Raw genomic sequence first — 14069 nt, forward strand, 5'->3', positions numbered from 1 at the left:
TCCCCTTGTGAATTTATTTATTTATATGGATTTGCCTTACAAAGTTGGCAAGACGACTCCGTCGATCACGTGGACTACCCCGTTTTCGATGGCCACATCAGCTACTACCACATTGTAGGTATTTCCTGCTGCATCAGTTACAGTTACATTATTTCCTGTTCGGGTTACAGTCAGATTTTCACCTGCAAGGGTTGGAACTTGCTGAGCTCCTTGTGCCAAATCAAACGAGAAGGCAGTGGCAGGTACTACATGGAAGCCCAAAACTTTGGTCACAGCATCCGCACCCAATGTATTGATCAATTCCTGAAGTGAATTGAGATTCAATGCATCTAGCAAGTTCAAGAACGCCTGATTGGTTGGAGCAAACACGGTCATTGCTTCTTGACCTAGAAGGGTACCTCCAAGTCCGGCGGCAGTTACAGCATCCAACAATACAGTCAGGTTTGCAGCTTGAGCAGCCTCTACCACATTAGGGAGATCCAATTCAGGAAGCAATACACCATCAATCACATGAACGACTCCATTGGAGATGGCCACATCAGCAGCGACCACATTGACCGTATTGCCTGCTGCATCGGTAACAGTCACACCTGAAGAACCGCTTTCTACAGTCAACTCTTGGCCTGCAAGTGTAGTAAAGGTGTTGGTAGCTGCAAGATCAGTAGAGAAGGCAACAGCAGGTACTACATGGAAGCCCAATACTGTCTGAAGATTTTCGATACCTCCGATTCTTGCAACCAGCTGATTGAGGTCAGCAGCATTGAATGCCTGAAGAGCAGCTACAAAGGCGTCGTTTGTCGGGGCAAACACCGTGATTGCATCAGCGTTCAAAAGCGCTCCACCAAGGTCAGCAGCAGTCACTGCATCCAGAAGGACTGACAATCCAGCAGCTTGTGCGGCCTCTACAATGTTTGGCAACATCAAATCAGGCAGCATTACACCATTGATCACATGAACCACTCCGTTTGCAATTTCGACGTCTGCAGCTACTACTTGTGCAGTTCTTCCCAATTGATCGGTTACTGTTACAGTATTACCAGCACGCTCTACGGTGATTTCCTGTCCAGACAGCGTGGTAAATGTATTTGAAGCTGCGAGATCGCCAGAAAAAGCAACTGCAGGTACTACGTGGAAACCCAGCACTTTTTCCAAATTGTCCACGCCACCGATTTTAACCACCAATTCGTTCAAATCACTAGCTCCGAATACTTGCAATGCTGCAGCAAACGCTTCATTGGTTGGGGCAAATACAGTGATAGCTGGAGCAGAAAGGAGGGCATTGGCCAATCCATCCACTGCAGTGACAGCAGTCAATAAAGTAGTCAAACCAGCTTCAGTTGCAGCTTCTACCAGAGTCGGCTTAGGAAGGTCAATGTTCGGAATCAATACACGGTCGATCACATGGACCACCCCATTCTCGATTTCCACATCAGCCTGAACTACGGTAGCCACATTACCTGCAGCATCCGTTACGGTAACCAAGCCTGGAGTAGACCTTACTCTTAGAGTTTGACCGGCTAGGGTGGTGAAGGTATTATCTTCATTCAAGTTTCTGGAGAATGCCACGGCAGGCACCACATGAAAACCCAGAACGGTCTGAAGATTGGCTGGTCCTCCCAATTTGGCCACTAAATCGTTTAAGTCAGTAGCACCAAAAGCGGTTAAAGCATTGGCAAATGCGTCATTGGTAGGCGCAAATACAGTGATAGCCTGCTGATCTTGAAGAGTCGCTTCCAATCCGGGAATGGCTCGTACAGCAGCTACCAAGGTAGTTAAACCTGCATCATTCGCAGCTTCGATCAAGGTCGGATAAGGAATAGGACCTTGGTAGTCTTCACTACAGGAAAGGATCGTAAAAAAGAAAGATCCTACAAGGAGTAATCGCAAGAGTTTTGTCATAGGTAGTTAATTTTGTTTAGCCTATGAACAAAAAGATTAAACATTTGTCAGCCTGCTTCCTTCGAATTGTATAAAAAAAGGGGTGAATTGAATGATTCACCCCTTGACTTGCAGATTGAGACCCTTAGTCTACGACATGAATTTTTAGCATATTGGTTTTTCCCTTTTGCTTGAGTGGCATACTTGCCGTATTGATTATGAGATCTCCGGATTTTACATGACCGTCCTCTTTTAGGGTATTTTCTATATCCTCAAAAGTAGCGTCGGTAGAAATCTGACTGGTGTAATAGTAGGCCCTTACACCCCAAACCAAGGCCATTTGCGTGAGCAACTTTTCATTTCGAGTGAAAACAAAAATATTGGCATAGGGTCGATGAGATGCGATTTTAAATCCTGTAAAACCCGACGAGGTAATTCCCACGATGGCTTTTGCTTTAACATTACGGGAAAGTCTTGCAGCCATTAGGACCAAATTACTGCTTTGGAAAGTCGGATCTTCTTCCGGGATTTTATAGAGATTGTGATAGATCTCAGCATTCTGCTCCAAATAGGTAATAATACTGGTCATGGCCTTAACAGCATTGACTGGGTATTTCCCGGAGGCAGTCTCTGCAGAAAGCATCACCGCATCCGCTCCGTCCAACACTGCATTGGCCACATCGTTGGTTTCGGCGCGGGTCGGTCTTGGATTTTGGATCATGCTTTCCATCATTTGGGTAGCAATGATGACTGGCTTGCAGGCCAGTTTACATTTTTGAACCATTTTTTTCTGCCAAAGAGGAACAATTTCCATGGGCACTTCCACTCCCAAATCTCCCCTGGCTACCATGATGGCATCGGTAGCTTCGATAATAGCATCGATATTCTCCAGTGCCTCCGGCTTTTCGATTTTCGCCACAATCTTGCAGGATTTGCCTGCTTTTTGGATTCGCTGTCTTAGGTCTAGAATATCATCTGCAGATCGTACAAAGGATAGAGCAATCCAGTCCACATCTTGACCCAGACCAAACTCCATATCTTCGAGATCTTTTTCGGTCAATGAAGGTGCAGAAACTTTGGTATTAGGGAGATTAATGCCCTTTCTTGACTTGAGGATTCCCCCATGAACGACTGTACAATTGACATTTTTCCCGTCCGTACTGTTGACCAATACTTCAAGGTTTCCATCATCGATCAAAATCCGATCTCCGGGTACTACGTCCTGAGGGAGATTTTGGTAGACGGTCGATACTAGGGAAGAAGTACCGACTACAGGATCATTGGTAATGGTAATCTGCTCACCGGGTTTGATCTCTACACCATTGTTTTCAACCTCCCCTACCCGAATTTTGGGTCCTTGAAGATCTTGAAGGATGCCAAGGTGGCAATTGAGTTCTTTATTGACTCGGCGAATGATCTGAACGACCTCCTGATGGACTTCATGGCTTCCGTGAGAGAAATTGAGTCGAAAGACATTGGCACCGGCAGCAGCCAGGCTTTTGATCATTTCGTAATTATTGGAAGCGGGTCCTATGGTGGCTAGAATCTTTGTCTTTTTGAACGGAAGTGGGCTCATTGCGCTTTTTAATAAGTTAATAGGTTCTCTTTCGATTTAAGTTTGGACACATCAAGTTTGACTACACTTTGGATGAATGGGTTATCGGCAAGCTTTTTCAAATAATCTCCCAAATCAATCAGTCCTGTATCGTCCTGAATCAGCAGGAAATAATCCATATTTCTGAGTTCAGGGATCAAATATGCCAATTGCTGGGAAGAATTGAGCGATTTATTTTTCAAAAGTTGAATAAATCCATGAGGCAAAGAAAGAAAAAACTGAGAAATCTCCAGATTGGGATTACTTAAGAATTCTATCAGAAGATCATCAGATCTGACCAGATTGATTTGAAGGGTTCGATTGATCAGCCAGGCTAATTTATAGTCCTTTACAGGAGAGACAATCCCCAGTAAATTGAAGTCAAAAGTGGGTTCTATGAATAATTTGGCCTTCTTCATTCAGAAAAAAAACAGATCAAAGCAAAGTTAGGGATAAAAATCTAGAGCAAAGACCATGCATCAGACCATAAATTAACTTCAATCTTTTCTTTGTCAATTAGGCATTAAATATATTTCTTTGCGGAGTGTTATTAACTAAACTGATCACAAAATGTCTGAAATTGCACAAAAAGTAAAGGCCATCATTGTTGACAAACTTGGCGTAGAAGAGTCTGAAGTGACTATGGAAGCTAGCTTCACCAATGATTTGGGCGCTGATTCTCTGGACACTGTAGAATTGATCATGGAGTTTGAAAAGGAATTCAACATTTCTATTCCAGATGATCAAGCTGAGCAGATTGGCACAGTAGGCCAGGCTATCACTTACCTTGAGGCTAACGTAAAATAATTCAATCCAGTAAATTCAGCACATGAATTTAAGACGAGTTGTTGTAACGGGTATAGGTGCTCTCACACCAATAGGCAATACCAAAGATGAATTTTGGAAAGGCTTGTCTAGTGGTGTGAGTGGCGCTGCGCCTATAACCCGGTTCGACGCTTCACTTTTCAAGACCCAATTTGCCTGCGAAGTAAAAAATCTCAATATAGAGGACTTTATCGACAGGAAAGAGGCCCGAAAAATGGATCCCTTTACCCAATATGCCATGATCACGGTAGATGAAGCCATGGCAGATTCGGGCATCAATTTGGAAAGCATTGATAAAAGCCGTGCAGGCGTGATTTGGGGTTCCGGTATCGGAGGACTTCGAACCTTCCAGGAAGAAGTTACCGAGTTTGCCAAAGGAGACGGTACTCCAAGATTCAATCCCTTCTTTATTCCCAAAATGATCGCTGACATCGCGGCAGGCTTTATTTCCATTAAATATGGATTTAGAGGTCCCAATTTTGTCACGGTATCAGCATGTGCCTCTGCCACGAATGCTCTCATAGACGCTTTCAACTACATCCGGCTAGGAAAAGCCGACTTGTTTATCAGTGGAGGCTCTGAAGCTGCCGTGACAGAAGCTGGAATCGGAGGATTCAATGCCATGAAAGCACTATCTCAAAGAAACGAATCTCCAGAGACGGCTTCTCGTCCTTTTGACAAGGACCGTGATGGTTTTGTCCTAGGTGAAGGTGCAGGGGCATTGATCTTGGAAGAACTGGAGCATGCCAAAGCCAGAGGTGCAAAAATTTATGCAGAATTGGTAGGCGGCGGAATGACTGCTGATGCAAATCATATCACAGCGCCACATCCCGAAGGATTGGGAGCAAGCAGTGTAATGGAAATTGCTCTGGAGGATGCTGGTTTAAAGCCTGAACAGATTGACTACATCAACGTCCACGGCACATCTACTCCTCTTGGAGACGTGAGTGAAACCAAAGCCATTCAAAAGGTATTTGGTGACCATGCGTACAAACTAAACATCAGCAGTACCAAATCCATGACAGGCCACTTGCTCGGAGCTGCAGGTGCTATCGAAGCGATTGCCTCCATATTGGCAATTCAAAATAGCCTCGTACCTCCTACCATCAATCACTTCACTGATGATGAAGTTTTTGATCCAGGATTAAATTTGACTTTCAACAAAGCTCAGAAAAGAGATATCAATTTTGCCTTGAGCAACACCTTTGGATTCGGAGGTCACAACTGTTCTGTCATTTTCAAAAAATATAACTGAGCAGAGTGAAACTCTTTCAGAGACTCGGATTTCATACTCTTTTCTTCAATACTAAAGACAAAAGGCTTGCCTCCTCGATCAAAATGATCACTGGACGCAAGCCTTTGAATTTATCCCTTTTTCGACTTGCACTCACCCCAGCCGGACTCAATGAAGAAAGCTACAAAGGACTGAAGATATCCAATGAACGCCTGGAATTCCTCGGAGATGCAGTCTTGGGTGCAGTGATTGCAGAGTATTTATTTAAAAAATATCCTTTCCGGGATGAGGGCTTTCTTACTGAAACCCGCTCCAAGCTGGTCAATCGGGAAACTCTCAACTCAATCGGCATTAAAATTGGCCTCAAAAACACCTTGAATCTGGTGATCGACAGTCGGCAGTTTACAGGAAATAAATCCCTTTATGGTGACATACTCGAAGCTTTCCTTGGGGCTGTTTATTTGGACAGGGGTTATCGGTTTACCAAAAAGTTGATCCTTACCCGTATCCTTATTCACATGGATTTGGATGAGATGGTCAGTACCATTTACAATTACAAAAGCAAAATCATCGAATGGTCTCAAAAAGAGAACAAACAGGTAGATTTTGTGGTAATTCAAGTGAATGGCAACCAACAGTTCAAAGAGTTTGTTGTAGAACTTAAGGTAGAAAACAGCCAAGTCTTCCAAGGCAAAGGCGCTACAAAAAAGAAAGCCGAACAAGACGCCTCCCGGATAGCCTGTGAACAACTTGATCTGCTCAACCCCTAAATTCCGATTTTTCAAAAACCGAATGAATCCCTTAAAAATCGCCTGCGCCACGGTCAACCAAACCCCATTGGATTGGGAGGGCAACCTCAGTCGTATCCTGAAGGCCATAGCAACTGCCAAAGAACAGCGTGCAGATTTGATATGTTTTCCGGAATTGGCCATTACAGGATATGGCTCGGAGGATCTATTTTTAAGTTACTGGTACCCCCAGAAGGCACTTTCACAATTGGCGAAGTTGATTCCGTACTGTCAGGGAATTACCGCGGCTGTAGGCCTACCGGTGAGGATGGCTGACAAAGTCTATAATACCGTCGCCGTAATTGAAAATGGGATTTTAAAAGGTTTTGTCGCCAAGCAGTTTATGGCGATTGACGGGGTGCATTACGAGTTTCGATGGTTTACCCCTTGGCAAGCTCACGAAGTCATTCAATTGGAGTGGCAGGGAGAAGAAGTTCCTTTTGGAGATCTGACTTTCCATAAAAATGGATTCCATTTTGGCTTTGAAATCTGCGAAGATGCCTGGAGAGGACCTGTGCGTCCGGGTTATCGTCTAAAGGACAGAAAAGTTGACCTCATTTTCAATCCAAGCGCATCCCATTTTGCAATGGGAAAAACCTTGGAGCGAAAAGACTTAATTGAATTCAGCTCAAAGACTTTTGACTGCTATTATGCCTATGTCAATTTATTGGGCAATGAATCCGGCAGGATGATTTTTGATGGGGAAATCCTTCTGGCAAAGGATGGAGATATTCTAGGAAGAAATCAGCTGCTTTCTTTTCAGGACTTTCAGGTCCTGACATTCACCCTGGAAAATAAAGAACAAAATCCAGCCCCTATCCAAGCTAAGGAATGGGAATTTGTCCAGGCATCTTCTTTGGGACTTTTTGATTACCTGAGAAAAAGCAAAAGCAGAGGCTTTGTCCTTTCCCTTTCTGGAGGAGCAGACTCATCCACCATTGCTGTTTTGGTAGCAGAGATGGTCAAAAGAGGGATTGAAGAATTGGGCTTGGATACATTTCTTGAAAAGTTAAATCTCAAGTTTAGTCCAAAAACCTCCGATCCTGAAAAAGAGATTGTTGGAGAACTCCTGATCACTGCATATCAGGGCACCAAAAATTCTTCCGAGGACACTTTCCAATCTGCCAGAAAATTAGCGAAAAGCTTGGGAGCTAAATTCTATTCTTGGACCATTGACGAGGAAGTAAATTCCTATACCCAAAAAATTGAAAAAGCAATTGGAAGAAAACTGACTTGGGAGCAGGATGACATCACCCTGCAAAATATCCAAGCTAGGAGTAGATCCCCGATTATTTGGATGCTTGCCAATTTGAATAATGCTTTGTTATTGAGTACTTCCAACAGAAGTGAGGGTGACGTAGGCTATGCCACCATGGATGGGGATACCAGTGGAAGCATCTCGCCTATTGCGGCAGTGGACAAATATTTCATCATTCACTGGCTCAGATGGGCAGAAAAAGCATTGGACAGACCCGGACTAGCTGCGGTAAACAGCTTAACTCCAACAGCAGAGCTTCGCCCTTTAGAAAGAACCCAAACCGATGAAGAGGATTTGATGCCCTATTCCTTATTGGTCGAAATCGAGCGCATGGCCATACGTGACAGAAGATCTCCTATGGATATTTTCCTCCTCCTGAAAGAAGAAATTGAATTGAAGGAATCGGTTTTAAAAGAATACATTAAAAAATTCTTCCGACTTTGGGCCCGCAATCAATGGAAAAGAGAGAGATTGGCTCCGTCATTTCATTTGGATGAGTTCAATGTTGATCCCAAAACTTGGTATAGATTCCCGATTTTATCCGGTGGGTTTGAGGAAGAACTCCGTCAATTAGACCAACTTTAATAAAAATCTTATGCTTTCATTTATTCTTAGCTACATTGTATGGGACCCCAATCCGGCCGTTTTTTCAGGGTTTGAGAGGCTCAGATGGTATAGCCTTCTCTTTGCTTTGGGATTTATTATCTCGCAGCAATTCATGGTTTACTTTTTTAGAAAAGAAGGACAGGATGAAAGATTAGTCGACAAATTGACCATTTACATGGTTTTGGCAACTATCATTGGAGCTCGGTTGGGTCATGTGCTGTTCTATGAGCCAGACAAATATCTCAGCAATCCTCTTTCCATTCTGAAAGTTTGGGAAGGCGGTCTAGCCTCCCACGGAGCTGCTGTGGCCATTTTATTTGCCCTTTGGCTTTATGCCAAACGTACTCCCGGTCAAAGCTACCTGTGGGTAGTAGATCGAATTGTCATCGTGACGGCTATGACCGGTGCATTGATCCGAGTTGGAAATCTGATGAATTCGGAAATAGTAGGAAAAGACTCAGGCACCGATTCAGGATTTGTATTTGCAAGGGACACAGAGGAGATTCTGCAAAACCTCAAAGTGCCCATTGAATCGATTGATGCTTATAAACCCACTGATCGGGACTCCGAACTGACTGGAAACGGTATCGTACCTGTGAATTTTGACTTAGTGATTTCCAAAGGAAATTTCTCCCGAGAAGAGCTCAGTCAGATTCTGGAGCAAGACATCAAATATGCACTCACCCGCTTCAATTCCTCTCAGGAGTTTTTGGCGGAGCCTGCAGAAACTCCTCTGGATTATGAGATCAAAGAACAACCCGGAAATTATCTGGTGACCGTCCATACCTTCGGAAAGGCAAAATATCCAACCCAAATCTATGAGGCTGCATCCTATTTCCTGATTTTCCTCGTACTTCTTGCCATGTGGATCAAATACAAATCCAATCTTCCGGACGGCCTTTTGTTGGGTCTATTCCTGATTTCGGTGTTCGGCATGCGCTTCATCTGGGAGTTTTTCAAAGAAGTTCAAGTAGATTTCGAAAGCGGAATGCAGTTCAATATGGGCCAAATTCTAAGTGTACCTCTGGTTCTTTTGGGCTTTTTCCTGATTTTCAGAGCATTGAGATCCGGATTTAAAAAAGAGAAAATCTAGGGCACCGGATCGTGACCATGGCCTCCCCAAGGATGGCATCGTCCGATTCTTTTGAAACCCATCCAGCCTCCCTTAATAGGACCGTGCTTTAGAATAGCCTCTTTCATGTATTGGCTGCAGGTAGGAGTATAGCGGCAAGAGGCAGGAAAAAGTGGAGAAATAACATACTGATACACCAGCACTGGAAATATCGCTATCTTTCTGATGTAGGTTTTGATCATTTTCTCGCTGGCCTTTTATCTAACAGAAGGAAAACCAAAATTAAAGAAAGAGAATTCCATTGTCCGCTTTAGTAAAATATTTATTCATTCTCCTGGTATTGACTGGTAGTGGGATTCTAACTCCCATTTTGGCTCAGGATACTGCCTACGCCCCTGTCAATCCCGGAGCACCGGAGCGAGTCAAGGTGAATAATATTTTCATTATCGGAAATCAGAAAACCCAGAAAAGTATCATTCTCCGGGAGCTCGATTTTACCACGGATTACTATTACGACTGGGAGACTTTTGTAGGAATCATCCAAGCTGATCAGCAGAAAATCTATAACCTCAGACTATTTACTGAAGTAGAAATTACCCCCCTGTTTACCGGAGAAGAAGAAGTAGAAATCCTCATTTCAGTCAAAGAGCGTTGGTATATTCTTCCCTCCATCATCTTCCAACTCGCAGATCGAAACTTTGCAGAATGGTGGACCAACCAAGGTAGGGATTGGTCAAGGGTTAACTACGGATTGAGAGTCAGTCATTCGAATGTAGGTGGACGAAATGAAAAACTCCGGTTTTCTGGACAGTTAGGGTTTACCAAAGCATTGGATTTGCTGTATTCCAAACCTTACATTGATAAAAATCAAAAGCATGGACTCGCCTTTCAGTTGACCTATGCTGACCAAAAAACGATCCCCATCAAATCAGAATTTAACCGGCAGGTATTCTATACCAACGAAATGGAAGAGGTACTGAGGAAAAACTTCTCCACCGCCCTCAGATATACTTACAGAAGAACTTTCTATAATTTTCATTTTGTGACCCTCGGATACAACTATACTTGGATCAATCCCGAAGTGCTGACTGAAAATCCAAACTATTTTCAGCATGGCGAAAACAGACTTCGCTATGCCTATTTGCAATACTCTTTTCGGCATGATAAGCGGGATAATGTCGCCTATGCCACGGATGGGGAGTTATTGCAGATTTCGGCTACGAAATACGGAATATTCAATACCGAGGACATTGATGAAATAGAAATCAATATCAATGCGAATATTTACAAGCCGCTCACCGACAGAATACACTTTGCTGCTGGCCTTACAGGCGTTTGGTTTTTGAGTGATCAGCAGCCCTATACCCTAGTCAGAGGAATAGGATACAATCCCAATTTCATCCGAGGTTATGAATTGAATGTGATTGAAGGACAGCAGCTTTATGTCCAAAAAAACAGCTTGAGATATAAGTTTTTGGACTTTTCGATAGACATCTCTAGGTACCTTCCTGGGGATCAGTTCAATACCCTCCCCTTCAAAATGTATTTGAGCGGAAACTTTGACCATGGTTATGTCACTGACCGCAATGAAATTCCCGAAAATGCACGTCTGACCAATCAATACCTTTTTGGCTATGGAGCAGGAATTGATATTGTAGGCTTTTACGATGCAGTACTCCGCCTGGAATATTCTGTCAATAATCAGGGAGAGGGTAATATTTTCTTCAATTTTAGGGCACCATTCTAGGTCATCGACTTAATCCATTTATAGCCAAAGAATTACTCCCTGATTTCGGTTAAAATTTTTTTCTAGATAAAGAATACTTCCATTTACTTAATTAGTAAATTGAACCTATACTTTTATTCCTTCCATGAGGCAATTGATACTTTTATGCTTCTTGGGTCTTTTTACACATTTCGCTTTTTGTCAAACAGACCCACTTACCCAATCCTATGGTTCTAGAAGCCAAGGAATGGGTCAGCTTCGTTTGTTTACCAGAGATGCCTGGACCTTTTTCAATAATGTAGGAAATCTGGACCGGCTGGAAGAAAGTGAATTGGTGGCAGGATATGATTCCAGGTTTGGATTGAAAGAGCTGAGCACTTACAGCCTTGCCGGAGGAATTAAAAGCAAGGTGGGGACTTTTGGCTTGGGAGTCAGCAGTTTTGGGGATCAATTCTTCAATCAGCAAATTCTGGGAATTGGATTTTCCAATACCCTGGGCATTGTCTCCCTTGGGGTCAAGTTGGATTGGTTTCAAACCCAGATAGAAGGTTTTGGCAGCTCCCATTCATTTCTGATTTCACTCGGTGGTGTGGCAGAATTGGGGCCGAAGACATTTTTGGGTGCTTATTTTTCCAACCTCAATCAAGCTAAGTACAGTAAAAATTCCGAACAGCTTCTGCCTACCTTGATTCAGATGGGTATTTCCTATCTAGCCTCAACCAATTTGTCCCTTTCAGCTGAAATAGAAAAAGAAGTGGAAACGAACCCCATTTTTCGGGCTGGATTAGAATATAAGTTACAGGAATGGATCTATTTGAGGACAGGAGTAAGCAGTAATCCCTCAAGAATCAGCTTTGGATTAGGCTTGAGAAAAGACCGATTTGGTTTTGATTATGCCTTTGGAGAAAACACTGCTTTGGGAGTTTCGCATCATCTGAGTTTGGGATTTAAAGTGGGGAAATAATGAAACAGCTTTTCTGTCTGTTTTTTTTCTTGATCGGGAGCTTCTGTCTAGCCCAACAGAGGGGAAATCCAGCTGTAGATCTGGAAAGCTTCATCGAGAGGCTATTCCCTGTTCAGGATGAGGATATTGACTACGAAGCCATTTATGAAGCACTTTTCCAGCTTTATCAAAATCCCATTAATCTCAATCAGGCCAATTCTGAAGCGCTTCAGGCGAGCTATTTGCTTTCCCCTTTGCAGGTTGGGAATTTTCTACTTTATCGAGAAAGATTCGGACCTCTTATCTCTCTTTATGAACTCCAAGCCATTCCTGAATTTGACCTGCCCCTGATTGAAGCATTGATTCCATTTGTCACTTTAGGAGAATCAAACCGACGTTCGGTTCCGTTTTTGCAAAGATTAAAGCAGGAAGAAAACGCCTACTTGCTATTCAGGCACAGGAGAACCTGGGAAACTCGGAAAGGTTTCACTCCTGCAGATACGCTTTCCAATGGGAGGCTCAGCACTAGATATTTGGGCGATCCCAATGAACTCTACCTGCGATTCAGAATCCAGCATCCCCGGGATTTCAGTTTGGGGGTCACTTTGGAAAAAGATGCCGGAGAGCAGTTCACTTGGGATGGTCAGACTGCCCGCTATGGGTTTAACTTTTTCTCCTTTCACTTTACCCGGTATCAAGTCGGCAAATGGAGAACCATTGCTTTAGGGGATTTTCAGGCCAGTTTTGGACAAGGTTTGGTTTTTGGTGCAGGGTATACTTTAGGCAAAGGAGCAGAAACGGTCCCAACAGTGAGAAGAAGCAGTATTGGACTTTTACCCTACACAGCAGCTTTGGAGTTTGGATTTTTCAGAGGCTTGGGATTGACCCGACAATGGAAAAACTGGACAGTGACCGCCATTGCTTCCCATGCACCAAGAGATGGAAGAATCGCATCCGCTATCGACACTTTGGAAAATGTCGTGGAAACCATAAGCTCCCTTTCCCAAACCGGACTACATCGAACACTAAGTGAGATCAGTACCAAAAATCAAATCCGGGAATCCAATCTGGGTGGGAATATCCAATACGCCCACTCTTCAGGCCGATGGCAAGTAGGCGCCAATGCCTTGGCCTCTAGATTTGACAGACCTTGGGTCAGAAGTCCACGAATCTACAACAGCCGGGAATTTTCTGGCCAAACCAATGGGGTGACAAGCCTTTATTTTAACTACAATTGGAAAAATTTCTTCCTATTTGGAGAATCAGCCATTTCCCAAAGTAAAGGCACAGGGACTGTCCTGGGATTAGTCAGTAGCTTGAGCAAGGAGATTGACTTTTCGCTTCTTTGGAGGAGATATGATCCGGATTTTCATAGCTTTTATTCCTCGGGCTTTGCAGAAAGCACCCGGCCTATCAATGAACAGGGGCTTTACATGGGAATTCAAATCCGCCCTTCAAAGATTTGGAAAATCAACGCTTACTACGACTATTTCAAGTTTCCCTGGCTGAGGTATCGGGTGTATGCCCCGTCCAAGGGATATGAGTGGCTGGCTAGAGTCAGCTATCAACCTTCAAGAAACCTGATTGCTTTTGTACAACTCCGTCAGGAACAAAAGGACAGAAATTTGGCCAATTCAGGTGAAAATCAACTGCCTTATCTAGTTGAGCCAGTGATCAAGCAAAATGGGATGCTAAGCTTGGAAACCCACCTGAGCAAAGACTTATTTATCCGCTCAAGGGTACTTTGGAGTCAAGTGACTATCCAAGGTGAAAAAACGCAAGGATTTATGGCGCTGCAGGATATTCAGTATGGAAAAAGGGCTTGGAGACTGACCGGAAGGTGGGCAATTTTCGATGCAGAAACCTATGACAACAGGTTATACGCCTTCGAAAACAATGTGCTTTGGACCTTTTCTATTCCAGCCTTCTCCGGAAGAGGAATCCGATACTACCTTTTGGGTCAATATCAAATCAACCCCAAACTCACTGCCTATCTCAGAATATCCCAAACCCGCTTTTCGGACCGGGACGTGATCAGTTCAGGTCTGCAAACTATCGAGGGAGCAAGGCAAACTGATTCTGCCTTGATGATTCGCTACTTTTTGAAATGATTTTTCCATTGATGGTACAAAAAGTAAGGCAGTA

12 protein-coding genes are annotated in these 14069 nt (G+C 43.6%); 8 read left to right on the forward strand and 4 right to left on the reverse strand.

Features of this window, described 5'->3' with window-relative positions; genetic code table 11:
* Nucleotides 1-36: 36 nt before the first annotated feature.
* From AAA942_RS04555 to AAA942_RS04565, 3 genes are all read right to left on the reverse strand, one after another.
* Entirely contained in the window at nt 37-1899 is a 1863-nt protein-coding gene (locus AAA942_RS04555; RefSeq protein ID WP_338219050.1) for a fasciclin domain-containing protein, read from the reverse strand.
* A gap of 124 nt (nt 1900-2023) precedes the next feature.
* Complete coding sequence (gene pyk, locus AAA942_RS04560; RefSeq protein WP_338219051.1) at nt 2024-3454, reverse strand: pyruvate kinase; 1431 nt, start codon at nt 3452-3454, stop codon at nt 2024-2026.
* An 8-nt stretch (nt 3455-3462) separates the two neighbouring features.
* On the reverse strand, nt 3463-3891 hold the full coding sequence (locus tag AAA942_RS04565) for an IPExxxVDY family protein (RefSeq protein ID WP_338219052.1): 429 nt from the start codon (nt 3889-3891) through the stop codon (nt 3463-3465).
* Nucleotides 3892-4042: 151 nt separating this feature from the next.
* Here AAA942_RS04565 and AAA942_RS04570 point away from each other — a divergent pair, with 151 nt between their 5' ends.
* From AAA942_RS04570 to AAA942_RS04590, 5 genes are read left to right on the forward strand one after another with little or no spacing between them, the layout of a single operon-like run.
* On the forward strand, nt 4043-4279 hold the full coding sequence (locus AAA942_RS04570) for an acyl carrier protein (RefSeq protein WP_026950184.1): 237 nt from the start codon (nt 4043-4045) through the stop codon (nt 4277-4279).
* Nucleotides 4280-4301: 22 nt separating this feature from the next.
* Nucleotides 4302-5552 (forward strand): beta-ketoacyl-ACP synthase II, encoded by a 1251-nt coding sequence (fabF, locus tag AAA942_RS04575; RefSeq protein ID WP_338219053.1) that lies wholly within the window; start codon nt 4302-4304, stop codon nt 5550-5552.
* A gap of 5 nt (nt 5553-5557) precedes the next feature.
* A complete protein-coding gene (gene rnc / locus AAA942_RS04580) occupies nt 5558-6301 on the forward strand; it encodes a ribonuclease III (protein ID WP_338219054.1) in 744 nt (247 codons plus the stop codon).
* 22 nt (nt 6302-6323) lie between these two features.
* Nucleotides 6324-8162, forward strand: coding sequence for an NAD(+) synthase (nadE, locus tag AAA942_RS04585; RefSeq protein ID WP_338219055.1), 1839 nt, complete (start codon nt 6324-6326; stop codon nt 8160-8162).
* A 10-nt stretch (nt 8163-8172) separates the two neighbouring features.
* On the forward strand, nt 8173-9276 hold the full coding sequence (locus AAA942_RS04590) for a prolipoprotein diacylglyceryl transferase (protein ID WP_338219056.1): 1104 nt from the start codon (nt 8173-8175) through the stop codon (nt 9274-9276).
* Here the strand turns inward: AAA942_RS04590 and yidD are convergent.
* Nucleotides 9273-9497 (reverse strand): membrane protein insertion efficiency factor YidD, encoded by a 225-nt coding sequence (gene yidD, locus AAA942_RS04595; RefSeq protein ID WP_338219057.1) that lies wholly within the window; start codon nt 9495-9497, stop codon nt 9273-9275. The genes AAA942_RS04590 and yidD overlap by 4 nt on opposite strands.
* Nucleotides 9498-9556: 59 nt before the next feature.
* Here yidD and AAA942_RS04600 point away from each other — a divergent pair, with 59 nt between their 5' ends.
* The 3 genes from AAA942_RS04600 to AAA942_RS04610 all read left to right on the forward strand — a co-directional run bounded on the left by AAA942_RS04600 (nt 9557) and on the right by AAA942_RS04610 (nt 14035).
* Nucleotides 9557-11002, forward strand: a complete 1446-nt coding sequence (locus tag AAA942_RS04600) for a BamA/TamA family outer membrane protein (protein WP_338219058.1) — start codon at nt 9557-9559, stop codon at nt 11000-11002.
* 124 nt (nt 11003-11126) lie between these two features.
* Nucleotides 11127-11945, forward strand: coding sequence for a hypothetical protein (locus tag AAA942_RS04605; protein WP_338219059.1), 819 nt, complete (start codon nt 11127-11129; stop codon nt 11943-11945).
* Nucleotides 11945-14035: a ComEA family DNA-binding protein gene (locus AAA942_RS04610; RefSeq protein WP_338219060.1), complete on the forward strand. Its 2091-nt coding sequence runs from the start codon at nt 11945-11947 to the stop codon at nt 14033-14035. The genes AAA942_RS04605 and AAA942_RS04610 overlap by 1 nt, the downstream gene beginning before the upstream one ends.
* The last annotated feature ends 34 nt before the right edge of the window (nt 14036-14069 follow it).

This window comes from Algoriphagus sp. oki45, from assembly GCF_036245605.1.
Lineage (GTDB): Bacteria > Bacteroidota > Bacteroidia > Cytophagales > Cyclobacteriaceae > Algoriphagus.